Source organism: Desulforhabdus sp. TSK, assembly GCF_022836495.1.
Taxonomy (GTDB): Bacteria; Desulfobacterota; Syntrophobacteria; order Syntrophobacterales; family Syntrophobacteraceae; genus Desulforhabdus.
Genome location: NZ_BQXM01000031.1, coordinates 38381 through 61860 on the forward strand (window position 1 = coordinate 38381; position 23480 = coordinate 61860).

Annotated in this window: 28 protein-coding genes and 2 tRNA genes; 5 read left to right on the plus strand and 25 right to left on the minus strand. The window is 55.6% G+C overall.

The genetic code is table 11. The features are described from left to right. The first annotated feature begins 8 nt into the window (after positions 1-8). Positions 9-1004 carry an acetylserotonin O-methyltransferase gene (locus MWC30_RS16385; protein WP_244085277.1) on the plus strand — a complete coding sequence of 332 codons (996 nt, stop codon included), beginning with the start codon at positions 9-11 and terminating at the stop codon, positions 1002-1004. A gap of 19 nt (positions 1005-1023) precedes the next feature. Continuing rightward, a complete protein-coding gene (locus MWC30_RS16390) occupies positions 1024-1662 on the plus strand; it encodes a cyclodeaminase/cyclohydrolase family protein (RefSeq protein WP_244085278.1) in 639 nt (212 codons plus the stop codon). A gap of 272 nt (positions 1663-1934) precedes the next feature. Here the strand turns inward: MWC30_RS16390 and MWC30_RS16395 are convergent, their stop codons facing one another. From MWC30_RS16395 to MWC30_RS16435, 9 genes are all read right to left on the minus strand, one after another. Beyond that, positions 1935-2420: a hypothetical protein gene (locus MWC30_RS16395; protein ID WP_244085279.1), complete on the minus strand. Its 486-nt coding sequence runs from the start codon at positions 2418-2420 to the stop codon at positions 1935-1937. Between the two features lie 134 nt (positions 2421-2554). After that, on the minus strand, positions 2555-3532 hold the full coding sequence (locus MWC30_RS16400) for a xanthine dehydrogenase family protein subunit M (RefSeq protein ID WP_244085280.1): 978 nt from the start codon (positions 3530-3532) through the stop codon (positions 2555-2557). A gap of 2 nt (positions 3533-3534) precedes the next feature. Beyond that, a complete protein-coding gene (locus tag MWC30_RS16405) occupies positions 3535-5856 on the minus strand; it encodes a xanthine dehydrogenase family protein molybdopterin-binding subunit (protein WP_244085281.1) in 2322 nt (773 codons plus the stop codon). 8 nt (positions 5857-5864) lie between these two features. Continuing rightward, positions 5865-6500: a (2Fe-2S)-binding protein gene (locus MWC30_RS16410; RefSeq protein WP_244085282.1), complete on the minus strand. Its 636-nt coding sequence runs from the start codon at positions 6498-6500 to the stop codon at positions 5865-5867. Between the two features lie 328 nt (positions 6501-6828). Beyond that, the gene (locus MWC30_RS16415; RefSeq protein ID WP_244085283.1) at positions 6829-7050 is read right to left on the minus strand and encodes a hypothetical protein; all 222 of its coding nucleotides are present in this window, start codon (positions 7048-7050) and stop codon (positions 6829-6831) included. Positions 7051-7149: 99 nt separating this feature from the next. Next, positions 7150-7803, minus strand: coding sequence for an NAD(P)/FAD-dependent oxidoreductase (locus MWC30_RS16420; protein ID WP_244085284.1), 654 nt, complete (start codon positions 7801-7803; stop codon positions 7150-7152). Positions 7804-7959: 156 nt separating this feature from the next. Beyond that, positions 7960-8388 carry a ribonuclease HI gene (gene rnhA, locus MWC30_RS16425; protein WP_368860873.1) on the minus strand — a complete coding sequence of 143 codons (429 nt, stop codon included), beginning with the start codon at positions 8386-8388 and terminating at the stop codon, positions 7960-7962. A 417-nt stretch (positions 8389-8805) separates the two neighbouring features. Further along, entirely contained in the window at positions 8806-9162 is a 357-nt protein-coding gene (locus tag MWC30_RS16430) for an STAS/SEC14 domain-containing protein (protein WP_244085286.1), read from the minus strand. A 72-nt stretch (positions 9163-9234) separates the two neighbouring features. Further along, entirely contained in the window at positions 9235-9594 is a 360-nt protein-coding gene (locus tag MWC30_RS16435; RefSeq protein ID WP_244085287.1) for a hypothetical protein, read from the minus strand. Positions 9595-9917: 323 nt separating this feature from the next. Between MWC30_RS16435 and MWC30_RS16440 the strand changes: the two genes are divergently transcribed. Beyond that, on the plus strand, positions 9918-10610 hold the full coding sequence (locus MWC30_RS16440) for an aspartate/glutamate racemase family protein (protein WP_244085288.1): 693 nt from the start codon (positions 9918-9920) through the stop codon (positions 10608-10610). Between the two features lie 442 nt (positions 10611-11052). On the opposite strand, the gene MWC30_RS16445 is transcribed toward MWC30_RS16440, so the two are convergent. Next, positions 11053-11128: transfer RNA gene (locus MWC30_RS16445), tRNA-Ala, on the minus strand. Between the two features lie 116 nt (positions 11129-11244). Here MWC30_RS16445 and MWC30_RS16450 point away from each other — a divergent pair. Then, positions 11245-11331 (plus strand) — tRNA-Leu (locus tag MWC30_RS16450). Between the two features lie 30 nt (positions 11332-11361). Here the strand turns inward: MWC30_RS16450 and MWC30_RS16455 are convergent. The 4 genes from MWC30_RS16455 to MWC30_RS16470 all read right to left on the minus strand — a co-directional run bounded on the left by MWC30_RS16455 (position 11362) and on the right by MWC30_RS16470 (position 13267). Then, complete coding sequence (locus tag MWC30_RS16455; RefSeq protein ID WP_244085289.1) at positions 11362-12507, minus strand: site-specific integrase; 1146 nt, start codon at positions 12505-12507, stop codon at positions 11362-11364. After that, complete coding sequence (locus MWC30_RS16460; protein WP_244085290.1) at positions 12497-12649, minus strand: hypothetical protein; 153 nt, start codon at positions 12647-12649, stop codon at positions 12497-12499. Before MWC30_RS16460 ends, MWC30_RS16455 begins: the two co-directional genes overlap by 11 nt. A gap of 91 nt (positions 12650-12740) precedes the next feature. Next, the gene (locus MWC30_RS16465; protein ID WP_244085291.1) at positions 12741-12950 is read right to left on the minus strand and encodes a hypothetical protein; all 210 of its coding nucleotides are present in this window, start codon (positions 12948-12950) and stop codon (positions 12741-12743) included. A gap of 2 nt (positions 12951-12952) precedes the next feature. After that, the gene (locus MWC30_RS16470) at positions 12953-13267 is read right to left on the minus strand and encodes a hypothetical protein (RefSeq protein ID WP_244085292.1); all 315 of its coding nucleotides are present in this window, start codon (positions 13265-13267) and stop codon (positions 12953-12955) included. A 124-nt stretch (positions 13268-13391) separates the two neighbouring features. On the opposite strand from MWC30_RS16470, the gene MWC30_RS16475 reads away from it, so the two are divergent. Continuing rightward, the gene (locus MWC30_RS16475) at positions 13392-13565 is read left to right on the plus strand and encodes a hypothetical protein (protein ID WP_244085293.1); all 174 of its coding nucleotides are present in this window, start codon (positions 13392-13394) and stop codon (positions 13563-13565) included. A 97-nt stretch (positions 13566-13662) separates the two neighbouring features. Here the strand turns inward: MWC30_RS16475 and MWC30_RS16480 are convergent, their stop codons facing one another. The 11 genes from MWC30_RS16480 to MWC30_RS16530 form a co-directional block, all read right to left on the minus strand. Continuing rightward, complete coding sequence (locus MWC30_RS16480) at positions 13663-13938, minus strand: hypothetical protein (protein ID WP_244085294.1); 276 nt, start codon at positions 13936-13938, stop codon at positions 13663-13665. Next, positions 13935-14144 (minus strand): hypothetical protein, encoded by a 210-nt coding sequence (locus tag MWC30_RS16485; RefSeq protein WP_244085295.1) that lies wholly within the window; start codon positions 14142-14144, stop codon positions 13935-13937. The genes MWC30_RS16480 and MWC30_RS16485 overlap by 4 nt, the downstream gene beginning before the upstream one ends. Positions 14145-14281: 137 nt before the next feature. Beyond that, positions 14282-14740, minus strand: a complete 459-nt coding sequence (locus MWC30_RS16490) for a hypothetical protein (protein WP_244085296.1) — start codon at positions 14738-14740, stop codon at positions 14282-14284. 48 nt (positions 14741-14788) lie between these two features. After that, positions 14789-15112 (minus strand): hypothetical protein, encoded by a 324-nt coding sequence (locus MWC30_RS16495; RefSeq protein ID WP_244085297.1) that lies wholly within the window; start codon positions 15110-15112, stop codon positions 14789-14791. Between the two features lie 239 nt (positions 15113-15351). Beyond that, positions 15352-15816 (minus strand): ERCC4 domain-containing protein, encoded by a 465-nt coding sequence (locus tag MWC30_RS16500; protein ID WP_244085298.1) that lies wholly within the window; start codon positions 15814-15816, stop codon positions 15352-15354. Next, entirely contained in the window at positions 15816-18749 is a 2934-nt protein-coding gene (locus MWC30_RS16505) for a hypothetical protein (protein WP_244085299.1), read from the minus strand. Before MWC30_RS16505 ends, MWC30_RS16500 begins: the two co-directional genes overlap by 1 nt. Then, positions 18746-18979 carry an AlpA family transcriptional regulator gene (locus MWC30_RS16510; RefSeq protein ID WP_244085300.1) on the minus strand — a complete coding sequence of 78 codons (234 nt, stop codon included), beginning with the start codon at positions 18977-18979 and terminating at the stop codon, positions 18746-18748. The genes MWC30_RS16505 and MWC30_RS16510 overlap by 4 nt, the downstream gene beginning before the upstream one ends. 119 nt (positions 18980-19098) lie before the next feature. After that, positions 19099-19809, minus strand: a complete 711-nt coding sequence (locus MWC30_RS16515) for a hypothetical protein (RefSeq protein ID WP_244085301.1) — start codon at positions 19807-19809, stop codon at positions 19099-19101. A 493-nt stretch (positions 19810-20302) separates the two neighbouring features. Then, positions 20303-21439, minus strand: a complete 1137-nt coding sequence (gene cfa, locus MWC30_RS16520) for a cyclopropane fatty acyl phospholipid synthase (RefSeq protein ID WP_244085302.1) — start codon at positions 21437-21439, stop codon at positions 20303-20305. A 262-nt stretch (positions 21440-21701) separates the two neighbouring features. Beyond that, a complete protein-coding gene (locus tag MWC30_RS16525) occupies positions 21702-22487 on the minus strand; it encodes a TraR/DksA C4-type zinc finger protein (RefSeq protein WP_244085303.1) in 786 nt (261 codons plus the stop codon). Positions 22488-22587: 100 nt separating this feature from the next. Continuing rightward, positions 22588-23040, minus strand: coding sequence for a CBS domain-containing protein (locus tag MWC30_RS16530; protein ID WP_244085304.1), 453 nt, complete (start codon positions 23038-23040; stop codon positions 22588-22590). Positions 23041-23480 lie beyond the last annotated feature (440 nt).

Here is a 23480-nt window from a genome sequence, read left to right on the forward strand (position 1 = left end):
AACAGTTCATGGAAACACACGAATGGAATCCGGGAGCGCTGCTCGAGCTTTCCGGTTATTATTGGAAGACTTGCACCCTTCACGCGGGTGTGAAGCTGGGGGTCTTCACGGCCCTTGGGAACGAACGGCTCACCAGCAAGGCCCTGGCCGGGAGGATCGGAGCCGATGACCGCGCTCTCGCCATGCTCCTCAACGCCCTCGCAGCCATGGGGCTTCTGACGAAAGCCGGCGACACCTATTCCAATACCGAAGCAGGCAAGAAATTCCTCTCCAGGGAATCCCCCCAGTACCTCGGCCATATCATCATGCACCACCACCATCTCATGTTTTCCTGGGCCGAGCTGGACCGGGGGATCATGACGGGAAAGCCCGTGAGAAGCCGAGCCTCCTTCGCCGATGCCGAATGGCGGGAGAGCTTCCTTCTCGGCATGTTCAACATGGCCATGAGCATTGCGCCCCAGTTGACTCCCCTCGTCGATCTCAAGGGGAGAAAGCATTTCCTCGACATGGGGGGTGGACCCGGGACCTACGCCATCCACTTTTGCATGCAGAATCCGGACCTCAGGGCCACCATCTTCGATCTGCCCACCACGCGGCCTTTTGCTGAAAAGACCGTTGCAAAGTTCGGCCTGATCGATCGAATCGCCTTCCAGGAGGGCAACTATCTCGAGGACGAGGTCACGGGATCTTATGATGTGGCCTGGCTCTCCCACATCCTTCACGGTGAAGGCCCCGAAGACTGCCGGATGATCTTGAAGAAAGCGGTCGCGGCCCTGGAGCCCGGCGGTCTGATCATGGTTCATGAGTTCCTTCTGAACAACACTTTGGACGGCCCCATCTTCCCCGCTCTTTTTTCCCTCAACATGCTGCTGGGAACTCCCAGGGGCCAGGCCTACTCGGAACAGGACATCACGGACATGCTGGCGGAATGCGGCATCAGGGATATGCGACGCCTCTCCTTCAGAGGCCCCAACGATTCGGGGATCATCGCCGGCATCAAGTAGAAGGGAATGAAACCAAGACATGATACGCATGCAGGAAATTTCCGTCAGGGAGTATCTCCGGGAGCTGGCGTCAGCCCGCCCGACACCCGGGGGAGGGAGCGCAGCGGCTTTCTGTGGGGCTTTGGGGGCCGCCTTGACGGCCATGGTGGCAGGTCTCACCGCACGGGGGGATAGATTCAGTGCAGTTCGCCCTCAAATGGAAGAAACCAGGAGGCGCGCGGACTCACTTGCGGAATTATTCCTTCGATTGGCCCAGGAGGATGCGGATTGCTATCTGAAGGTGTCGGCCGCATGGAAGCTGCCGCAGGGCACCGAGGCACAAAAGAAAACCCGGGACGATGCACTCCGGGAAGCCATGAAGGCCGCTACGCAGGTCCCCCTTGAAACCCTTCGGGCAGTGGAAAAACTGCTGAGGGAGACCGTGCGGGCCCTCCGGGACGGCAATCCCCACGCCCAGGGAGATGCCGCTGCGGCCGCAGCCCTCGCCCACGCTGCGGCTATCGCAGCGATTCAGAACATCCGCATCAACCTGGCCGGCATCCGCGAGGCCTCTTACGTGGCAGGCTGCGAGGAGGAATCCCGGAGCCTCATGCGGAAGATCACGGCCCTCATGTCCGAGGCCAATGACGGAATACCCGCCGACATACGCGCCGGGTAGCCTCCTGAGGGCAATGTTGTTGACTTAACGTCACCCCGGTGAAAACCGGGGTCCAGAAAGTCCTTATTTTGCTGGATTCCGGCTTTCGCCGGAATGACGAACGTTGGTTAAGTCAACCCCCCATGGGCTTTTGCCCACAACGAGGGATGAAATGTGCCCCCCTCTGCAGGGACTTTTCAGAGAAACAGCACTGCCCCCTGAGGGATGCTTTCGTCTTAAAGTGGTGGGCACGATGTATCCACCCAGTGTGGGAGGACAACATCAGCTGCCTTTCAATGGCTTGCCTTGGCCGCGTCCAGATAGGCTTTCAGGCGGTTGCTCTTCTGGGCCTCCATCAGTTCCCGAAGCACGGCGCTGAGATCTTTCTGAATGGCATTGGAAATCATCCATTCGTTGGGAATGAAAGCCAGGATCATGCTGAGGAACGCGATGGTGGCTTCCCCCTGAACGGCGCTGGTGAAAATCTTGTCGAAGTTGGTGACGGCATTCACCAGGGCAAGCAGAGCGATGACCACTGCCAGGGTTTCAATGGCAAGGTTCATTTGCCGGTTGAAGGGCTTGCGGATGAGGGCAATGGTGCGCAGCCATTTCTCTTTGTGCTCCATGACCGTGGCAAGATATTTTTCCACATTCCCTTTTTGCAACTGGGCCTCGCACTCGCTGAAAAGCTTCTGCCGGAAATACCTCTCCTTTTTTTTCACCATGTAGCAGAGCAGTATGCCGATCGCCGCTCCGAGAACGATCATTCCTTGAATCATTACGAAACTCCTTCAAAAACAAAATGAAGGCCCGCCTCTAAATTCCTGCGGACCTTCCCTGAAAGCACGACGGCACAGCCTGGCAGGCCGGAAATACCGCCGGGATCGTGCGTCTGTACGGTTCGAAAACCCCCTCAAACTTTGGCGATGGCGCTCAGTTCTTCCTCCACAATGGCTCGAAAGAGGGGCAGTTTGTAATCGTTCTGAGCCAGGGGCTCCGCATTCTTGACCACCGCCTCGGCCGCCGCCGATATGGTTTCGGCATCCAGCCGCTTTCCGAGGATAACCTCCTCTACTTCAACGGAACGCCAGGGGATGGGAGCCGCTCCGCTCAGCACCACGCGCCCCCCGGCCACTTCTTCACCACGGAATTGCAGCGCCAGGGCCACGCCAGCGAGGGCGAAATCCCAGGAACGGCGGGCTCTCACCTTGCGATAGGAGCTGCGCAGTCCCTGAGGCGGCGGGGGAAGAAGAATTTCCGTCAAGATTTCATTATGTTCCAGAACCGTCTCCCGGGTCAGGTCCTGGGTCGGCGGCACGAAAAACTCTTCCACCGGAACTGTCCTGGGACCGCCGGCTCCGGTGATGCGCACCGTCGCGCCCAACGCCACCAGGGCCGGCGCCGTATCCGAAGGATGGACGATGTAGCATGCATCCCCTCCCAGGATGCAGTGGAAGGCATTTTCCCCCACCATGGCATAGCAGAGGTCTCCTCCCTTCCTCAGGCAATGGAAATCTCCGCGGTAATACCAGCAGCGGGGCTTCTGGCAAAGGTTGCCGCCCAGGGTTCCCTGGTTTCGCAGCTGGGGGCTGGCGGCTTCCGCGGCGCCTTGGGCCAGAACCGGGTATTTGGATCGAATGAGAGGGCTTTCGGCGATTTCCCGGAGGGTCGCCAAAGCTCCGATGCGCAGCCCCCCCTCCGCCGTTTCAGTGATCCCTTTCAGCTCCTGGATGCCGCTGAGACTGACGATTTTTGCCACCCCGAACACCCTCTCCCGAAGACACCCCAGCAGGTCCGTGCCGCCGGCATGGATCCTGTTTTCAGGGGAATCCAAATGCCGGACAGCCTCGTCCAATGATTTGGGGCGCACATAGCTAAAGTTCGGCAGCATGGTCATCCCTCCTTTCGCTTCTCCGCCAACAGGCGGCAGAGCCTTTCAGGGCTGATGGGTGTTTCCGTGATGCGGATGCCCGTGGCATTGTACACGGCATTGGCGATGGCCGGAGCGGTGGGGATGGTCACGGGCTCTCCCAGCCCCTTGGCGCCCACTGAATTGGCCTGGGAATCTTCGCGGTCAACCGGGAGGGAGGTCATCTCCAGGGGCACATCCAGGGCCGTGGGGAGCTTGTAGTCGTGCCAGTTCCGGTTGAGCATTCTGCCCGTCTGGTCCCGGTCCAATACCCGATATTCCGTCATGGCCAGCCCGATTCCCATGGTGATTCCCCCGATGACCTGGCTGTCATAGGTCAAACGGTCCATGACACGACCACTGTCGTTGGTGCTGACAAAGCGAAGGATTTTCACCTCACCCGTTTTCGTGTTCACTTCCACTTCGCAGAACTGGGCTGCAAAGGGGATGATAGCCTTATTTTCCGGGTTGGGTCCCCGGTATCCGATTCCCACCACGACACCGCGCTTCTTGAGCTCGGAAAGATCGGTAATCTTGACGGATTTGGAAGGGTCTTTGGCAGGCGCAATGCTCCCCTCCTGGAAGACCAGGGAAGCCGCATCCAGCTTCAACTCTTTAGAGGCCATCTCCAGCAGCTGTTGCTTGACGCTGATGGCGGCAGCCCGCACCGTGGGGGCTTCCGTCGGCACGGTCTTGCTTCCGCCGCTGGGGGTGGCGTACTGGGTGGTCCCCGTGTCGGCGTGCTCAATCTCAATCTTGCCCAGGGGGATTCCCAGTTCTTCAGCGGCCACCAGGGCCATGACCGTTTTCGTACCCGTCCCGATATCGCTTGCCCCCATGTTCAGGTTCAAGCTGCCGTCGGGAAAAAGCTTCAAGATGACCGTCGAGGGTGGCCATCCGCCTCCCACCACCCAGAGGCAGCTCGCCATCCCCACGCCACGCTTGATGCGCCCCGTTTCCCCGGGCGCCAGGGCCTTGCTTCGGGCGACCTTCCACTGGAACGCTTTGGCCCCTTCTTCCAGGCATTGCTTCAAACCCGTCGAGGAGTAAGGGGGATTGCCCTCCTTGCCCTGGCTGAAATTGGGGATGTTTTTCAGGCGCAATTCCACCGGATCCATTTTGATGGCTTCGGCCAGGGCATCCATCATCTGCTCCAAAACCCACGCTCCCTGGGGATGGCCGGGAGCACGGAAGGGCCGGGCCGGGCCGGTGTGGATGGCGATGTCGGTGCATTCCGTCCGGACGTTGGGACACTTGTAGAGGTCCCGCACGAGCCAGTCCACGAGGGACGTCCCTCCCGAGGGATAGGCTCCTCCCGTGCCGGTGCAGGAAAAATCGAGGGCCGTGAGTGTTCCGTCCTTCTTCACACCCGCTTTGAGCCGCATGTTGTTGGGAGGTCGGTTGCCAACAGCCAGGTACGTTTCTTCCCGGGTCAGGAAAAGCTTGACAGGACGGGCGGACTTTTTCGCCAGGAGGGCCGCGATGACGGTGTACTTGCCCGCCTTGAGCTTGCTTCCGAAGCCGCCTCCCATATAATGGCCCACCACCCGCACCTTGGAAAGGGGAAGCTTCAGGACCTCGGCCACTTCGGCCTGGACCGCATAGACGCCCTGAGTCGATTCCCAGAGGGTCAAACGGTCCCCGTCCCATTTAGCCACGCAGCCGTGCAGCTCCATGGGCGTGTGCAGCTGGCACTCGGTCCGGTAGTTTTCTTCCAGCACCACATCGGCTTCCCGAAAGCCGCGATCCACCTGCCCGCGCTCGTACTTTTCCGTCTTCAGCACATTGCCGGCCCCGTGGACAGAGGGGGCGTTCTCCTTCAGGGCATCCCGCTCATCCACCACAAACGGCAGAACGTCGTATTCGACGCGGATAGCCCGCAACGCATCCTCGGCCTGGTAGGGGGTTTCAGCGGCGACCGCCGCCACGGGCTCCCCCTCGAAACGGCAGTGGGGGTCAAAAAGGGATGACCTGGCCTCTTTGGAGTAGGTCCACTCCACACGGGCTTCCGGCGTATCACCGGTAATGACGGCCCGCACGCCCGGCATTTTGCTCGCCGCCTCCACATCCACCTTCTTCACCTGGGCGTGGGGATGGGGGCACCGCAGAACGGCCCCGTAAATCATATCCGGGAGCAGAACATCCGACGGGTATACCGCCGTGCCGCTCACCCGTTCGTAAGCATCCACGCGCGGGATTCCCTTGCCGACCATCTGGGTCTGTTTCCAGGGCTTCGGTTCCTGCGCGGAGGCAGGAGTTTCGGGAACCGAAAGCCCTTTCACGGCGTAAATCTCCTTCTTCGACATGGCTCACCTCACTGACCGCGCTTGAGCTGGGCTGCACGCCCCGCCGCTTTGAAAATGTGCACATAGGCTCCGCAGCGGCACAGGTTGCCGCTCAAGCCCATCTGGATTTCCTCCTGGGAGGGCTCCGGATGGGCGCGCAGGAGGCCCTCCACCGCCATGATCTGGCCGGGAGTACAGTAGCCACATTGAAATGCGTCCTCCTCCACGAACGCCTGCTGGACGCCCCCGAGCTCCTCCCCACGCATGAGCCCTTCCAGGGTGGTAATTTCACTTCCCTGAGCTTCGACGGCCAGCGTCATGCAGGCATAACGGGGAAGATCGTCCATGAGCACCGTGCAGGCCCCGCATTCGCCGCGTTCACAGCCGACCTTCGTTCCCGTCAGCCCGAGGCGTTCCCGCAGGACGAAAAGGAGGGACCATCGGGGCTCCACGAGGAGCCGATGGGTGCGCCCGTTGATGTTGAGGGTGATGGGGGTCATCTCGGCAGAAGGAAGGACATCCGCTCCCTGGGATGCAGCCGGTTGAGCAGCCAGCTTTCCGGCCGCCGAGGCCACAGCGACCCCGGCGCCCACCGTCGAAAGAAATCCCCGCCGCGTCAGTCCCCGGGAGCACCGACATTCACCTGGCTCATGCTTTTGCGTCATAAGAGACCTCCCCTAAGAAAGAACGAATCCCTGCACCCCGCCCGGTCAGATCAGTCCCGACGGCAGGGCACCTGCAGAGGCGGTTCGCAGTGTTATCGCCGCGCTCCGTTTGACATTGAGGGTAAAACCGTTTCGTGTTGATGGTAAAGCGAATGAGAGTCAGATGGAAGGATATTTTTCAGAAAGTGCATGCTTCATGGGAGGGGAGGATGGGCTTCCTCAGGCGAAGCCCGGCAAGATGGTTATCATCCCCACGGGCTTCGCCCTCTGATTCCGGCTCTGCCGTTGTCCCGGCAAGTCCATCATTCCAGTATTGAAAACATTCAAATCATCCAATGGGTTTTGCCTTGCACAAGTGGCCCGCTTCCATGGCCACACGTCCACACCCTTCACAGACATATTTCATGGCTGCCAGTTTGTCTTTGCACATATGAGCGGTATCCACCGCCGGGGCTCCGCAAAAGCTGCACTTCTTCTTGTCTCCACAGGGGTTGCAGAGATGACCGGGTTCTTCCGCTACGGCGCCGCAAGTTTTACATGTATAAGCCATGATGGTTCTCCTCTAATTGATAGCGACGGATACAGGGATCGAACAAAAAACTTTCACTTGAATTAATTACTGAAGATGGGAAAGGCAATCACAGGCGTGCTACAGCACCGCTTTTTTCACGGTATCGACCCCGACGCGGTCAATGAATGCGGAAATACGCTCCTTCTTTTTGGCGTTTTCCTTGAAATATTCCAGGGAGCGTTTGACGAGAGCCAGCACCTGCTCCGTGGTGAGATCTTCGGCAACCACGTCCCCAATGCGAGGACGGCCACCCGAATGACCTCCCAGGATGAGCGTCCACCCGTTCTTTTTGCCGAGAACGCCAATGTCCCTGACAAAGCTTTCGCCGCAGCAGATGGGGCAGCCGGAAACGCCGAACTTCACTTTGGAGGGGAATTGCATCCCCTCGTACATTTTTTCCAGCTCGAGGCCCAAGCCAAGGGAATCCTGAACACCAAACTTGCAGACCGCCGTCCCGGGACATGCCTGCGAATAATGGACACACAGCTCCGTGGCCTGTCCCACGTCCATTTGGAGCTCTTTCCATACGGCATCGACATCCTCGCCCTTGATTCCCACGAGGGCCATGCGCTGACCGGAAGTGATCTTGACGACGGAGATCTCGTACTTGCGAACCACTTTGGCGATATTCTCGAGGATATCGGCGGTCACCAGCCCCGCAGGCGTCCTCGGCACAATGGCGTATGTCGTTTTATCTTTCTGCAAAATGGCACCCTTTGGCGTATCGGCCATAAATTCCTCCTCTTTCGTATTTGTTTTCGTGGTGTTTGAATGCCGATGAAATGCTCTTTAACGCCGACAAACTAAGATGCGATCTCCGGCGGTCAATGCCCCGCAGGGTGAGCACTTTCAGCACTCCAGCAGCTATTTTCCAACATTCGGAATTCATCATCTCCGGGCCTTACTGATGGCCTCCCGCGCCAGTGCATCACAGCGCTCATTCTCGGCATGCCCTGCGTGTCCCCTCACCCATCGCCATTCGACGGAATGCTCACTGCAGAGGGCATCCAATTCTCTCCACAGGTCGGCATTTTTGACCGGCTCTTTGGCCGCGTTGATCCATCCGTTCCTCTTCCAGTTCTTGATCCATTGAGTGATGCCCTTCTGGACGTACTGGGAATCCGTCGTAAGCACCACCCGGGAAGATGGCGGCAGGATTTTCAAAGCCTCTATGGCGGCGCTGAGCTCCATGCGGTTGTTGGTGGTGTGGCGCTCTCCTCCCGAAAGCTCCTTCTCCGTTCCGTTCATCCGCACGATGGCCCCCCATCCTCCCGGCCCCGGGTTGCCCTCGCAGGCTCCATCGGTAAAAACCTGCACCGTGGCGGTCCCACGACCGACGGCAGGAGCAACCGGCACCGTCCCGCTTTCGGAGGAGCGCTTCACGGGTTGCGTGGGTTCCGCCCTCCGGGGCTTTTCTTCCAGGAAAGCACGAACCGTAAAAATCAGATGTTCAACGTCCTTATCCGTCACTTTGCCGGCACGGAACCGCTTTTCGATGGCCTCCAACTGCCTGGCGGACAATTTTCTCAACAGCATGTATATCCCTTCTTCATCCCCAAGACATCCCCGCCATCGCCCGACAGGCAAGCTCCGCTGGAAGGCTGCGGGGACTGATTTTCCAATGCGTGAGGGGCAAGCTCACGTCCAGCGGTAGCCGTCCCAAGGCATCATCATTCACGATGATTGGGGATCTGGTCTTCTCGAGCCTGCTCCCATTACGGGGCCAGTGCTCTATCAGGAACGAATCCAATCCCAGGCAGCTTCCATGTCGGATCGATTGAAATGCTCCCCCTCTGCGTGCGTAAAGAGGCCGCCCACCTTCAGCCAGGCCTTGATCCACGTTCGATCACTCACAACCGCCATCCGTTCAATATCCTCGGAGTGATCCCGGGCAAACTTCAGTTTTTCCAGGAGTGCTTCTACATCCATGTGGCGGAAGCCTTCGATCTCGATCAGAAGCCGAATCTTTCCCGATGCAGCAATAGCGTCCGCCATAATGCTGCTCATGGTGAGCACATCTTCGGCTGTAATGTGGTCTCCGATCTTGAATCCAATGACGTTTCCGGAACACCCGCTCAGTTTTTGGAACATATCACCCATCCCCTTTTAAGCTCAGCCTCCAATGCGGCACTCAAGGAGAAGTGCACCGTTTTCCTCTGCCACTTAGAACAGTTTGCTTCCGACCTTAGCATTGGCCATCGGGGAGACGAAGGTCGCCTCACCGCTCTCCGCTTTCGGGAACTGCACCCCCAGCACCAAAACCTCGGAAATCACATTCCCAATGGGTCTGGGCTCAAAATTCAGCACTCCCACTACGAGCCTGCCCTTTACCTCTACCATGGGATGCCGGGTAAAACGCCCCACACTGACACGCCTTCCAAACTTACCGAAGTCGATGAGCATTTTATAACTTGGCTTCGGTGCGGACGGCTCCATTTCTACCTCGATGACTCTCCCAACCCGAATTTCCAGCTTATCGAAAACCTCTTCTTTACGGACGGCAGGCTTGATCTCTTGTGACATCGCCGTAATCCTCGCGGTAAAAATTGACTCTTTATTCCATACCGGTCAGCTTCCAAAGAGAATGGACTCGAGAGTCATTGACTTCCGCATGCCCGTTTGTCTCCCTGGTGAAGCAAGCCGCCCGGACTTTAATTGCAGACCCATGCAGCAGGCTTTCTAACGATCAAACAATTGCGAATTATACCACGAAAAAGCGAGAGATGCGTTTTGATTGGCAGTCAATAGGAAGTATACTGGCAAGGCAAGGGAAAAAAGAGCTTGGAGGCTTGGAGGAACCGGGAAATGCATTCTAAAGAAACTTTCATGAGGAGGCTGCAGGAGGCATGAAGACTATCGGTTTGATCGGCGGCATGTCCTGGGAATCAACCGTTGAGTACTACCGCATCATCAACCAGGAAGTGAGCCGGAGACTTGGAGGATTCCATTCCGGCAAAATTTTGATGTATTCCGTTGATTTTGGCGAAGTGGAGAGCCTGATGCGGGAAGGAAAGTGGGATAGGATCGGAGACCGCGTTGCAGCAATCGCCAGGACTCTGGAGGCCGGCGGCGCCGATCTCGTCCTCCTTTGTACCAATACCGTCCACAAGGTTGCCGACAGGATTGAAACTGCGGTCCAGGTCCCCTTCATCCACATCGCGGATGCCACGGGCGATGCAATTGTCGGGAAGGGACTGACCAGGGTCGGCCTTCTGGGGACGCGTTACACCATGGAAGAAGATTTTTACAGAGAGCGCCTGGCCCAAAAGTTTGGACTGTCAGTCCTCATTCCTCCCGACGAGAAACGTGGAATGATCAATGACGTCATCTTCAATGAACTGTGCAAGGGGGTGGTCAAGCCATCGTCCAGAAATGCATTCAAGGGTGTCATTGAAGAACTGGGGGCACGGGGAGCCCAAGGCATCATCCTTGGATGTACGGAGATCCCCATGCTGATGGGCAGCGAAGACTGCGGAATTCCGCTCCTGGATACGACAAGAATCCATGCCCTTCGGGCAGTGGATCATGCTCTGGATTGAGGAGCGCGAGATGGACTGCGCATTCTTGAGTACATGATCACTGCTGATTGTCACATTTGGCGGCAGCAGAGTCGCACCACCTCCCAAACCCCTTGAATTTTGTATGGGATGATCATTACACAGGATTGGAATAAAGGCACAGGCGAGGCGAGAAGCTGTGGATCCTGAGAAACTATCGGCATGCACCGGCTTTGAATGGGATATTCCGTACCAATCGTTGCTGAAAGTCTTTGTGGCAGAGCGCATCAAAGAAGAGCTCAGATCAAAAAGGAGAGGCTGATGGGGTAGCCGGAGGTTTTTCTCCCCCAGCCCCCCACGTCGACAGGAATTCCTGGTATCACTTCACGTTAGGCATTTAGAGAAGATCACTCTCTGCCGCCACATCAGAATTTCATCGAAAACAAAAGGGCCTGAGAATCATCTTCTCAAGCCCTCTTTTTTCTGGTGGAGCTGAGGGGAGTCGAACCCCTGACCTCTTGAATGCCATTCAAGCGCGCTCCCAACTGCGCTACAGCCCCGAAGTGCGTGTATCAATACAAAAGACCGGGATGAATGTCAACCGTTTTATTTCAGTTTTTCCTCATGGATTTTCCTTGACACCCCAAACAGTGTCCGTCTATATTCGCGCGGAAATGCCGGAGTGGTGGAACTGGTAGACGCGCTGGACTCAAAATCCAGTATCCGCAAGGATGTGAGAGTTCGATTCTCTCCTCCGGCACCATAGGCCAAATATAGTCGTAATTCTCAGGAGTTACGGCTTTTCTATTTTCAGTGGTTGCGTATAGGTTGCGGATGGTTGCGAGTCGAGGATGTTCACCATGTGGTTTCCCGAGGGTATCCAGTGGGCATATCGGTCAACGGTCATCTGAATGGAAGCGTGTCCCAATTGCTCTTTCACATAGGCAATGGGAGTCCCTTCACTGATGAGAATGGATGCGTAGGAATGCCGGGAGTCATGCACGCGGATCTCTCGAAGGCCCGCCTTCCTGGATGTTCGCTTGAAAGCGTGTCTGAGGGTGTTTTGTGAAATGGGCTGCCCCGTCCGTTCGGAAAAGACGTAATCACTCGCGGGAATGCCCTTTGCCATGCTTTCCTTCTGCTTTGTCACCCGGTAAGCCTTCAAGGTTTCCCGCAATTGGTCCGTCATATCTACACGTCTTGTTTTGCCCGTCTTTGGGGTGTCGATCCGGCCACGCCTGAAAGACTGCTTCACCATGAAGAAACTACCGCGCCAGTCAATTTCCTTCCAGGTCAGCGCCAGGGCTTCCCCCAATCTCACGCCCGTCCGAAAGAGAGTGAGAAACAGGGAATAAAATGCCGGTTCCTCATGCTTCGCCGTCTCCAGAAAAACCGCAACCTCTTCCCGGTCGTAAACGTCCGCCGTGCCGCTTCGGTCGCTTCTCACTCCAAGCCGCTTCAAGACGCCCGTGCATGGGTTCGCCGGGATCACCTCTTCATCGATGGCAAGATTGAAAGGCCCGCTGAACACGTCCTTGATGAATTCAACGCTTCGGTGACTGAGCTTTGTTTGAAGCAGGTCGGAAAGGAAGCCCCGCACGTCCTTCCGCTTGATCTCATCGATTGAGGTTTTCCCGAACCTGGGAAGAATGTAATCCCGGTGAAGCCCATGATAGCGTTCATATGTGGTCGGCTTCCTGAAAGGTTTGATTTGAGTTTCGAGCCACAGCTTTGCATAATCGCCATATGTGGGAATGACGGGCTTTTCTTCGTTGATCGAGAATTCTTTCAACGTCAACTTAGCCTCGATCTTCTTCGCCGCCTCCAGTGCAAGCTTTTTGTCCGTGCCTACCTTCTTCGCCTTACGCTGCCCGTTGTGGTCGATGAACAGCCACCAAACGCCGCTTCCTGCCGGTTTCTCCCGCACCTTAACGCCCATGTCCCGCCCCCCTCTTTTCAACGTGATCGGCCATAAGGCGCAAGATCAACTCCCGCATGGTGATTTGCTGCCGCACCGCCGCAAGTTTCAGCTCCCGGTGGAGTGCCGACGGGATATCCCGAAGCAAGAAATTTTTTTTCATGGCGTGCCGCCCTCCTGATAATCAAAGTAATCTGCTCGCGCCTTAAAAAGCCCCCGGCTTCCAAGGGGGCTTGTGGGTCATTTCATGAAGCCTATCCCGCCGCTGTTTCGATAAACTGCCCGCCATCGGCCAGGCTTTCCGCCCGTTCAAGCGCCATACCCATGAGCACGGCAATATCGGCAGAGCTGACCATTTTCATTTCACCGTCCAGTAAATACTTGAGCCCGTAAAAGGGTTTCAAAATGTCATTCACAAGTTGCCGCTCCGCAGCCATTCTTTCGTCAAATTCTTGGTTCGTCATGGTCATGCCTCCTCAATCTGGTCGCTAAAATGCTCTTCCAATTCGTCCGTGAAATCATGCTCCTCAAGCCATCTCATCGCCTCTTCCGCCGTCAGCACCTCCAGACCGTCACCACCGCCCCACGAATTGCTTCCCAATGGACGGGAATACTTCGACATCGGCCCGCCCTCTCCCGACAGAAACCAAGAGCCTTTCCGGGTCCGGTATAGCCCTTCCGAATAGTGGTGAAAGTCCGTGCAGCCGTGCGGTGAATCGTATTCTGCCACAAGCGTGGCCGTTTCCGTGTTGTAGCTCCGTCCGTTTATGATCCTCTTCATGTTCACTGCCCTCCTGATCGGTTTCTTTCCTTGTTGCCATATAGTTAAACTAGATATATACTACGTTTAACGCAATGGTCAATAGGAATTTACAACAAGGTTTAATTTTGTTATACGGAAAGGCATGAAAATAATGATCGGGTTCAAAGCATCGAAGGAGTTTAAGGAATTTCTCCAGGGCATGGCGAAGTCGGAAAACCGCACCTTGAGCAATTTCATCGTGAATGCTCTTCTGACTTACATTCGGGAGCATAAAGGGGTTGAGTATCGCCCGGACGATGAAAGCGAGGAATCCTAAAAAAATGGCCTCGAATTTACCCCCTAAAATCCATTTTTATGAGGCAGGGCAGACCTAAACACGTCTCGAAAATCACCCGGTCCCCTCCTGGCCGGGATTAATCGCCCGCGTCCTCAGTCTCTAGCAATCCCCGGATCACCGTCCCGAGGTCGAGTGTCTTTTCAGTGGATACTTTCAGGAAAACATCCCGGTAGGGCACGGGCTTAAGTGGCGCCCCGGTCCCGCTTGCCATGACGTTATCCATGCACGCGCAAAACGCTTCCAGGCCCGCCCCCGCCGGCAGTCGCGCCGTTGTTCCATCGTCCAGTGTGAATTCCTCCATTTCTTCGCCCATCTTCCGTTCAAGCCGCTTGAGCCGGTCTTTCAAGTTCATCGGTTCGCCTCCTGCTTTTCCACAAGCTCCTCAAGTTGTTCAAGCCGCCGTTCAAGTTCGCCGTCCTTGATTGCCCCCGATAGGATATTGCACAGGTATCCAAGGCGCCCGGAAATAGCCGGGTCCACTTCACCCCGTTCAACCCGGTTAATCAGATTTGCCAGGTACCGCCTCACATCATCTAGTGTTTTCAGCCGTATGGCCATAGGTGCCCTCATGATTAAGCAATGTTTTTAAATGGATCGTCAAATATTTGACATCAAAAAGCATATAGAAATGGTACAATTTTATTACAAAAAGCGTCATCTGGGAGGCAGCCGGATAAACGGCTTCCCGCTCTGGTTTAGATCGACGACAACAAAACGCCCATAGGCAAATAGTTGAAACTGCCCTTGTCACCGTACAGGGTGCCTACCCACTTTGTCCCGGCTCCATAGCCCGAAAAAATGTCCCACATTCTAGGCGAGGTTTGGCATGTCGGCTCTTCCCCGGTAAGACCAAACTCCCGATAATGAGGGAAAATATCTGCCAGCCGTTCCCAAACTCGTGAGCCTCCCGTGAGTTTTTCAAGGGTCATCGGTGCGCTTGCATCCTCATATTTCCAAAAGCCGTTCACATGAAACATGAAGCCGATATGCTTTTCTCCTGGGGTGCCGTGGTCGAGATAAACGCCCCACACGTGCCCGTGATCGTCCAACCGAACCGCGTCTTCTTGCCCGGAAAGCCCCCACACCGCATATCTGCCGGTGAAGTTCTGAATTTTGTCGCGCCAAACGTAGCAAGGGATATTGGTTGCTTTCATTGTCGGAGTCCTTTCTTTGCTTTGGTCGGTCCAGTGCCAGTGCTTAAGCTATCGGAAATCGCCGGGTCCACTTCGCCGCTGGTCGTCCGCTTCCAGCCGCGAGGCTTTCGTGTAGAAGTCCCGCACCTGCTCGGGTAAATCCTCCCACCTGGTAGGCGGGTCGTCCTCTTCCATCATGCAGAAGATATGGGTCAGGAGAAAGGTCATGTTAAACCGCCGGTCGTCCGGTCGTGTGAAGTTCATCCCGCCGCCGCCGTGGTACGATTCAAGAGCCTTTTCCACGTCATAGCTCACAAGCCGCGCGACGTTCTGAGCCCGTTCCAATGACAGCTTTTCGTACCAAGGTTTTACGGGAAATTCGATTACGCTCATTGTCTATGTTCCCTTCTTTGTGCTAAATTCTCGTTGTGCTTTTACACATGCCCTGGGAGGCCCGCCGCCTGCCAGGGTTCACTTTTTGCCCTTGCGCTTTCCTCTGCCCTGCCGGGTCCGCTTCGCTATCACGGCTTGACATACCAGACATGTGATAGGAGCGTCCCCGGTTCCGTAATATGGTCCACCCCACAGGTGCCCGTATCGCCCCCAAACACATCCAGCTTTTGAATGAATCTTCATACCGCCGTTCCTTTCTCAAGTCGTCCGGTGCGCTTCTCGTCCTCGGCTTGAAACTTCTCCAGGAGGGAAAAGGCCATGTATTCCGCCCCGGCCCGGCTGCCGCACCAAATGAAGGGGACGCGATACCGAATCGAAAACGCCGCGATTGATTGAAGGACGCTATGCGATTTCATCCCGCTGGTGTACCGATGGTCCCGGACGTCGGCCATGCTCCCCTCGATCAAAACCGCGAAGAATTCCAGCGATTGCGCTCGGCAAAGCTCCCGCTCAAAACGTGCCCGGTTCGGAGGCATGAGGCATGAAATCAAGTCGTTCAATTCCTTCCGTTCGAGCGCCACCCGGTCTTGATACCCGTCAAGCGAGTAGTCGCCGGTCTTCAACCCGGTCCGCTCCACGATGGTCCCCGGAAAGCGTTTGAAGGAAAACGGCCGTTGTTCTCGGGTGTCGCATAGGATCTTCATCAAACCGCCTCCCTTTTATGTGTCCCGGCCTTGAATTTGGGACAATCGCCCCCATCGGTCGGCATCTTGGTGAATCTCCCGTCCGTTGCTTCGGGACAGGTGCCCGGTTTATTTTTGGGATCGGATCGGTTCGCCGTGAAGTTCAGGCAGTCGGCACAGGTTGAAGGGTGGGTTTTGAGTGTTTGGTGGGTGTGTTTTCCCCCATTATATAAATATGTCACGTGACAGTTTTCTATAAAGGGTTTAGCAACATCCACAGATTCCACTAAACCCACTTTCCACACCGTGATTTTTTGTCGGGTTCCATCTTTGGAGAAGCGCAAGCCTTCAACTATCCGCCCCTGGTGTTTTTCGATCCAGCGGCCAAAACGTCTGGGATTAATTACGCCCCGCTCGCCCGCGATTTCATCCAGAGCGGCCCAAAGTTCCGAATCTTTGTCCTGTTCTGCCGTGCGGATAACTTGTGCGACGGTCTTTCCGTCTTTCCCGAAATTCGTATGCCATGCGTCAAGAAGCGCCGCGAGTTTGCTCGTTTCCGGGTCCACTTCAAAATTCTTCGTGATCGATTCAACCGGGTCTATCACGTCCAGCCATCCGTTTCCGCCGATCCAGCGCACGCAGCCGCGTATGAAGTCGCTCCAGACTTCGAAAGAAGCGAGTCGTCCCTTTGGTTTCTCGTATCCGCTTGACAAATAACCGCGAAGCAGCATCAGCCCGGCCCGGATCAACTCAAGGCGGTGCGTCCGGCAATAGTCCAGCGGGTCAAATGGAAAGCTACGGGTCCAAGGTGTTTCCATTCGCGGGTCAATGCGAACCGTGATGAACCGCCGTCCCAAATCGCCGACAAGGGCGACGTTGTTGCCAGTGGCAAGCGTCAAGCTGTTGGTCGGTACGCTCAAAATACTCGATGCACCCAACACGCGGTCCGTGAGGGTTTCAGAAGTCAGAAAGGCACAAAGACAGTCTGATTCAACATGCCCGCTCAAGTTGTCGAAAATGATACAGCCCGCACCGCCCCGGCAAACCGCAAGTAACCGCTTGCGGAGCTCGTCGTCATCTTTCGCCCTGGGAAACACTTCAGGGTTCTGCCCGGCCACTACCGACAAGCAAAGCGCCAGCAAGGTCTTGCCGGAACCGGCCGATGGTGCGGTTAAAAGACAGCCCGGTGCCGTGGGAAGAACCGGCCGCGTCAACGCCGTTAGGGTCGCCGCAAGCATTGCCCCGCGTGAAACTGAATCGACGAACGGGAACAGTTCAAACGGTTTCCAAACGCTGCCCGCCGCCGCTTTCAACTCAGATTCGGTCGGCTTATCGGGAATGGCCCGCCAGCGTCCGTCCGGGTCCGGAAAGTCCAGGTAAAGCCCGGTTTCCTCGTCGTGCCCTTCTTGGTCGATAACGCGGCCCTCGGGGGTGATTGCCGGTGCGCTAATAATCCCGGTCAGCCTCGGGAGCCCCCACATGCCCGACACCGCCAGGATGGTTTTTGCAAGGTCAACCGGGCAATCTTTCGTGAGCCATTTGTCAGCGCGGAAATCGTATTTCTCGAACCGAATCAGCCCCGTCAGGTAGTACCGCAACCACTCCGGGGTCAAGGGATGGGGTTTGCCCTCAGCTATCCGGCAGAGTTCCCCGCCGCGCTCGTAAATGGTCCCATCAAGCCGCATGAGCTCCAGGCATCGCCCGGTGATGGATTGCAGCTCGCCGCCTTCTATGCGAACGGTCGTAACGGCCCGGTGAAGACTGTAACGTTGCCCGCCATGTGCGAAGCTCCAAATGTAGGGCTTCCCGGCCGCATGTAGGTTCACTTGGCCAATTCGCGGGTCATTTCCATAGTCGGGCTCAAGCGGGTCGTGACAGCGGATTCCGTGGTACTTTTTTGGGTTGTCAAGGATCTGTCCGACGGTCAAAACGCCGTGTTTCTCTGTGCGGATCTGAAAGTCGCCGAAGAGCCGCTTTTCCTTAACCGCCCGTGTCAGTTCGTCCCGGGTCCGTTCCCGGTCAAGATCGGGATTCGCCTTCGCCATTGCCGCAAGCCGATCCTCAACCCATGTTTCCCGCGCCTGGTCAGCTTCAGGTTTCGCCGTCGCCCGTGCAGCCTTCTTGAGCTCTGCAAGCCGCTTCTTTTCATCCGGTGTCAGGTCAGGCAATGCCGTCCTGGTGTCCAGGTAGGTGCCGCCCTCGTTGTAAACGATCGGGTCCGGCCGGCGCTGTTCGAGTCCAGGCCCGCAAGCCGCCCCTCCTGCGAAATCAAGCCGTTCCGGTTGCCAGACAGAAGCATCGATCAGCGTCCTATCGAGAAGCGCCCCGCTCTTGGAAACGTCAAATCGTCCATGTCCCGCGAGCCAAAGCCGATCGAAAAGGACTTGTCCAGCCCTCGGAATGTCGGAAGCCTCCTTCACGGCGATATAGACCCGCTGCCCCATGATCCCGCGGAGTTCTTGCCCGGTCTTCAGGTCGCAAATGCAGCTCGATGCCGATGCCGTCCAAACGTGCGGCGCCGTCTCCAGTTCGCGACAAACTCCATAAAGCGCCTTCCGCAATTCATCGTGGGTCAGCGGTTTCTTGTTAGCCTGGGGGTCGTAGTCGAGCATCAAAATGCCCGCGCCTTCCGGCCAGCGAAGGTGCTCCCGAGTTCGTGCGATGGTCGGTAAGTCGCCGTTATTTGCTGTTTTGGGCAGTGATTCAGCGGTAACGATCCTTGCCCGGTCATGTGCCGGAATCCCGTATGTGAGCGCCTGATGCGGTCCAAGAGATTTCAGGAGGGAAGCGAAGCCAGAAACGCACACGCCGCGAAGCTCAATGATACCCTCGACAAGTTGTCCACCCGGCAGTTTCTCCAGGTCGCCGCGTTCATCGCGCCGGAAGGCTTTTGATAGCCGTTCGGGTTTTGTTGCGGTAATGATGGAAAGGGAAATCGGGGTCCGCTCGCTCATCGGCCCATCACCTCAGCAACAAGACGGTCAACCCGCGATTCATCAACGCGCGCATTCTCATCCATCCACTTGTGGAGGTCCGCAGCTCGGACACGGACGATTTTCTTTCCGATTCGAAAGTGGGGGATCGGTCGGTCCGGGTCATGTATCAAGTCCCAAACCTTGCGCTCGGAAATCCCTAGCTCTTTGCTGATTTTTTGGGCGGATAAATAGGAAGGGTTTTCTTGCATCGCGTTCACCTTTCTTTGTGAATGTTCGTGATGCAAGAATTTTATGGTTTCTATAGCTGGTGAACAGTGAGAGAGAAGAGGCCGGTCTTATCTGTCACCCTGATAAATAGCGAATGCTCTTATTTATCACCCCCCTGTTTTTGATAGTCGCCAGGAAAAACACCGCGTTCTGCATTCTGGATTATCCGTTTAGCCTTGTCGCGCTTATCCTGCATTTTTCTTTGTTCATGCTCATCAAACGAACGTTCGAATTCCGCCGCAATTTCCCGCCAGGTGAAACCGTTCAGTTCGTGCAGCCGGAACACATCAAGGTAATCCTGTAACTCTCCCCGTCTCAAGCGTTTGGCCGTGAAGCATGGGTTTGCGCAATCCCTCGCAAGCTCTTTCCTTTGCATCGCAGTGAGTTTTCCAATTATGTGCATCTTCCCCTTGAATTCGTGCTCTTGAAAACGCCGCAAACGCTCTTCCGCGCGCCCCCACCACTCCTCAAAATTGTTCGTATGGACATCGCCGAAGGTTTGATATGTGACGAGCAAACGAGGGTTCCAGCCGTTTACAGTGGAATCATCGAAGGTTCTCCATCGGCCCGTTTGATCGTCTATAAAATGTTGGCTTACGCTGACGAACAGTTTCTTTACTCGGTAATATTGCGCCTTCGGTATTAGAGCGAGGTCGGCCAATGGCGATAGGGTTGAATAGTTCGCCCCCGGCATGTCCCAATCGAATTTGAAATTCTCGTCGTCTCGAATCCACTCACACAGTTTTTGGTAATCGTCGCTCAGTTTGAGGTATTCCCACCATAGCCGGAAGTCTTCCCTTTCATCTGCCATCGTCCGCGCCTCCTGTAAGCGCCCTGGGAGGAATCCAGGGGAAACCCGGCCAGGAAACCGGGCTTTTCGAGAAGGGTAGCTAATCCGTCTCTATCCCTTGGAAATTGTGCGTATTCTAATCGCTTTTCATGTTCAATGCAAATTCTTGAATCTGGTTGCGTATAGGTTGCGTTTTGGGGTCAAAAAGCCGCATTTTTGAGCATGTCGGATCTAATGATTTCAATGACTTAAGTACCATTTTTCGGATCTCTCCTCCGGCACCATGAAGTCATTCTCAAGGGTTAGCGCAGCGACGCGCTAACCCTTGTTTATTCTCGTTCATGTGCCTGATGCTCCTGTTCATGCCTCAGGTCTTACTACAACCCCACACAATGAAGTTGCCGATACGCACAACGTTATTTCGGGCTTGACCCGGAATCCCAAGAGATGACTGGATGCCGGCTTTCGCCGGCATGACGAGATGGAAAGCACGCCTTTTTCTTTGCGGCTGTGCTTAACAGTCGTCAGAGGAATGCCGTGGTGCTTTGTAGCCCCCAAGGACTCCCCTAGGCGAAAGGACTATTTGCCACAGCTGGTTACATCTCGCTCTGAAAGCCCCGGCACAGGACAACAGATAGTACTTCCACATGCGGTAGAATCGATCGTCATAATTTTTCTTCAGCATCTGCCAGTGGTCATGGAAATTTTGAAACCAGTGCATGAGGGTCTTGTCATAGTCGCTTCCGAAGCTGTGCCAGTCTTCCAATACGAACAACCCCTCCGTGGCGGAGCATATCTGCGCCGCTGAAGGCAGCATGGAATGAGGAAAAATATAGCGGTCGATCCAAAGGTCCGTGCTCTTCACCGACGTATTCCCCCCGATCGTGTGGAGCAGGAAGAGTCCGTCGTCCTTCAAACAGCTCCTGACGATCCGCATAAAAGCACCGTAGTTCTTGTATCCCACATGCTCAAACATCCCGATGGACACAATGCGGTCGAAGGCGCCATGGATGTCTCGATAATCCTGCAAACGAATGTCCACGGGAAGACCACGGCACAGCTCTTTTGCGTATTCGGCCTGCCTCTTTGAAATGGTGATGCCCACAACTTTGACCTGGTATTTTTCGGCAGCAAATTTTGCAGCACCCCCCCACCCACACCCGATATCCAGGAGCTCCATGCCTGGGTGCAAATCGAGCTTTCGGCAGACAAGATCCAATTTGGCTTCCTGGGCTTCTTCCAGTGTTGAGGCCGTTTCCCAATACCCGCAGCTATAGATCATGAGCTCACCCAGCATGCATTTATAAAGATCGTTCCCAATATCGTAATGGTAAGGGACATCTCTGCCGGCACGTGATGGCCTTTGCAGATTCAGGAGTCGGCTTTTCACCGTGTCTGAATACCAGATTTTGAAAGCAGCCTTATCATACAATTCAGCACGCAGGGCTCTGAAAAAGAATTCATCCAGCCTGGGGCAATCCCACCAGCCGTCCATATAGGATTCCCCCAGAGCAAGCGTCCCCCCTTTCACCAATCTCCGATAAAATTCGTCATTATGGATCTCAATATCCCAGGGCCGTTCTCCGGTAGTGCCAATATCGGCCGATGCCAACAGCTCCTGGATCATTCTGGATAGAGTCCGCTGAGACATGCTTCAGCCCTCCGGCAAAAATCCAAGGATCCAAATCTTCATTGAGGGCGCAGAGACAGAAATGACGATGACATCGCTTCATCATTCGGTTCAAGGTTTAACCTTCGCTCGCGTTGAATGGAAATGGCTTCTGTGCCCATCATCGTTTTAGAAAGGGACACCGGCAACAATGCATGAAAAAGACGACTTTCACGAAACAAACGGAAAGTATTGCTTCACCGTTTCTATGACTTCCATTCCTACGGACTCCAGGACAGGCCGGCTATTCTTTTTCAGGGATGGGACCCTCGGGCGGACTGTAGGGGATTCCTTCTTCAATGGATTCGAGCACATCCTCCGTATAGTCCCGACTGCCGATTCCCGAGACTTCTGCATCTGGCGGTGCAGGCCGTCCTCTGCGAGGGGTTCGATCTTCCCGCTCCCAGGCGACTTCATCTGTCCCGAGCAGGTCAACGACGGATGTGAGCCCCATCACATCAGTGAGAATCTGAAGCAGGATCTGATGCTCTCCTTCATCGGGGAGGAGCCCTTCGAGATAGACCATGCCCCTCCGGGAGGATATTGTCAGCTCGTCGAGGTCTACCCTTCCGTCATTGCGGAGATGCTCCACGATGAGGGTTGTCAGCTCCTCATCGCTCATATTCCGGTATTCCTCCGGCAGAGCTGCACACGGCATGAGCTCGCGCGGCCGGCGCAGCCCTTTGCTCTTTTTGTCATGGCGGCGGGCACACCCCAGACACAGCCGTGTCTCCGGAATCGCCTCCAGACGCCCATAGGAGATGAGAGCTTCACATTCCTCACATATCCTGTAACTGCCTGCGGCCATCCTGCAAAGAGCCAGATCGATAGCCTCGATTTCTTCCTTTGTCCGCTCATCCAGGCGATCGTAAAGGGTGACGATATCCGCCTTCTGAGCTTCCTCCTCCATCTCGATGTCGCGTTCCCCCAAGGCTTGCCAATCGGCTTCAAATTGATGCAGCCGATCGAAAACTTCTCTACGGCGTTTCAGCAGAATGGACCGCAAAGGTCTGAGATCTTGTTCCATCATGCCGGTTTCCCCCTCATGTTATCAACACATCTCCTCAATCGTCGTCTTGAAAAACCTTTCCGGACGCATCCACTCCCCAAAACCGGTCAACCTCGCGGCTTCAGGACCTCTGCAGGCTTTCACGTTTGCGCTGTACGGTGATCAGCTTCACCATATCCGTCATCTCTTCACAGACCTGTTCGATACAGTCATCGATGGAAAGGATTCCTTCAAGCCCTCCGGCTCTGTTGATCACCGGGATTCTACGCACGCCCGACGAGCTCATTCGTTTGAGAACATCCGAAAGGTTCTCATCCTCCTGAGCCATCATAAGCTCCAGGCTCATGACATCTCCCACCAGCAGGGAATGCATGCGGTCCGGCTCAACGGCAATGACGCCGACAACTATATCCCGGTCTGTCAGAATCCCCACCGGGACCTGCTCGCCATTCTTTTTTTCCACAACAACCAGGTCCCCCACATGGTAATCCCGCATGAGACGCGCCGCTTCCACAATGTTATTATGCTTCCCGACAACAACGACCTCCCTCGTGCAAAACTCTCCTACTGTCATGCCTCCCTCCATTTCAAGACGTGCCTGTCAACTACCAAAGCCCTCGGCATTCCCTTTCGAAATGTCTTTCCGGCTCGAGTCCCAGGCGGGCTCGCGCCAATGCTGTTCACTTAAGCTCCGATCGTCATTCCAACGAAGGTCGGAATCCAAGTTTTTCGCTGGGCTGGATTCCGGCTTAAAGACTGCCGGGATGACGAGCAAACGAATTTTCAGACAGTCACTACAGTCGAGGCCAAAGCTGCTGCCCTCTTTTAGAGGGTAAAGCAAAGAAAATCGAACGGCAGGTCTTCGAAACTCTGGACGAGGATAAACATAGGGCGTCCAAATTGGCGAACGCCCGTTGACCGGTATTTGACTCCAGCACTGGGAAGCAATGCTCCTGCCATTCTAAAACGGTTCATGCGAGGGCATTTTGCGCCTGGCCGTGCCCTGTTTGACAG